The sequence below is a fragment of the Sutterella sp. genome, from assembly GCF_030539355.1.
In the GTDB taxonomy this organism is placed as follows: Bacteria; Pseudomonadota; Gammaproteobacteria; order Burkholderiales; family Burkholderiaceae_F; genus Sutterella.
This window is the reverse complement of sequence record NZ_JAUNSF010000189.1, coordinates 1-2,175: the sequence shown is the minus strand read 5'-3', so window position 1 is coordinate 2,175 and position 2,175 is coordinate 1. Positions and strand designations below refer to the sequence as shown.

The 2,175-nt window shown below is 65.5% G+C and carries 1 protein-coding gene; it reads right to left on the bottom strand.

The window, feature by feature from the left end; all coding sequences use genetic code 11:
• Positions 1-54: 54 nt before the first annotated feature.
• On the bottom strand, positions 55-2,175 hold a 2,121-nt coding region (locus tag Q4F91_RS13400; RefSeq protein WP_303338232.1), incomplete at its 5' end, for a DMSO/selenate family reductase complex A subunit.

Genomic DNA, 2,175 nt, shown 5'->3' with positions numbered 1-2,175 from the left:
GCGCGAGACGTCAATGAAAAAACCTTTCTGTGTCATTTTTTATTCTCCCGCTGTTCAGGCCCTGGCAGCCGCGTACTTCTCAACCTCGACGAGGATGTTGTGCTGAGCGTTGCCCTTGGCGTACGCGCTCGGACGGTGGGCGGCGAGCGTGTTGATGCAGCCGCCGACGTCGACGCGCTTGCCGTCGATGATCTCGGGCTTGTACCAGGCGCCCTGCGGGATCGTGATCACGCCCGGCATCAGGCGGGGCGTCACGCGCGCGGGGAGCTGGACGATGCCGCGGTCATTGAAGACACGCACGGTGTCGCCGTCAGCGATGCCGCGCTTCGCGGCGTCCATCGGGTTCATGTAGACGGCGTCGGGATGGAGATTCCTCAGACGCGGGAGATTGTGGAAGGTCGAGTGGATGCGGCCGTGACCGTGGAAGCCGAAGCACTGGAGCGGATACTTCGCCTGGGCGGCGTCGCCCGGCATGTCCCAGGTGCGCCAGTACTGCGGAATCGGCGTGATCTGGTCGCCCTCGGGGAGGATCCAGTCGGCGGTTTCCTTGGCGAGCTTCTCCGAGTAGATCTCGATCTTTCCGCTCGGGGTCTTGAGCGGGTGCTTCTCGGGGTCCTTGCGGAAGGCCTCGAGCGCGATCGGGTCCTTGCGGAAGTGCCAGACCTTCGCCATGCCCTCCTTCCAGAAGGTGTCGAAGTCGGGCAGTTCGGGAACCTTCTTCCTCGTCTCGTCGTAGCACCAGCGGATCCACTCCTCCTGGGTGCGGCCCTCGGTGAACTCAGCCTCGAGGCCGAGCTCGCGGGCGAGCAGACGGCAGATCTCGTAGGACGGCTTCTGCTCGTACTCGGGCTCGCAGGCCTTCTGGATCGCGAGCATCTCGGCGACGTCGCCGTGGCTGCCGCCCTGGCAGGCCATGTCGTTGGTCTCGGGACCGAGCGTGTCGGGCAGCAGGATGTCGGCGTAGCGTGCGGACGGCGTCATCATGTTGTCGCAGACGACGAGGAACTCGAGCTTCGTCTCGTCCTCAAGCACGCCGTGCGTCCAGTTGCAGTCGCCGTGCTGGTTGATCATCGTGTTGCCGCCCGAGTTGATGATCATCTTGATGTCCTGCGTGAGCGCCTCGGCGCCCTTCAGAGCATCGGTGCGGCGGGTCATCTCGTGGCCGCGCAGAATGGCGTCGGTCCAGAGGTAGACCGGGATCGTGGCCTTCACGGGGTTCTTGCCGGTGGGAAGGTACTTCGCGGGGAACGGGGTGTTGCCCTCGTGGGCGCCCGTGTTCGTGCCGGGCAGGCCCACCTGGCCGAGCAGGATCGGCACCATCGCGATGGCGCGGCAGGTGTCCTCGCCGTTGGCCTGGCGCTGCGGGCCCCAGCCCTGCGAGACAAAGAGGGGCTTGGTCGTGGCCATCTCGCGCGCGAGACGGCGGATCACGTCGGCGGGAATGCCGGTGATCGGAGCGGCCCACTCGGGGGTCTTCGCAATGTGGTCGGGGCCTTCGCCGAGGATGTAGGACTTGTAGTCGCCGTTCTTCGGCGCGGAGGCGGGAAGCGTCTTCGCGTCGTAGCCCACGCAGTACTTGTCGAGGAACTCCTGGTCGACCCAGTCATTCGTGATGAACTCATAGGCGAGCGCGGCGATCAGCGCGGCATCGGTGCCGACGCGGATCGGCACCCACTCGTCGGCGCGCGTCGACGCGGTGTCGGTGAAGCACGGGTCGATCACAATGATGCGCGGGCGCTTCTTCGAGAGCGCGAGGTCAATCTGGTAACCCTTGCCGCCGCCCGACGGACGCGTGACCGACGGGTTGTTGCCGAAGAGGACGTAGAGCTCGGCGTCGGCGATGACAGTCGGGAGCGACGACGGACGGCCGCCGTATGTGAGCGGGAAGGCCGCGGAGCCCTGTGCGTTCGAGTAGGAGCCGTAGTACTTGAGGTAGCCGCCCATCAGATTCATCAGGCGCTGCCAGGCGCAGCGGGAGCTGACGATCGACTGCTGGCCCGAACAGTACTGCCAGTAAATGGCTTCGTTGCCGTACTTCTCCCGGATGCGTTTCCACTCGGTGGCGATCGTCCTGATCGCCTCCTCCCAGGAGATGCGCTCGAACTTCCCCTCGCCGCGCTTGCCCACGCGCTTCATCGGGTACTTGAGGCGGTCGGGCGAGTAGATGCGCTCGAT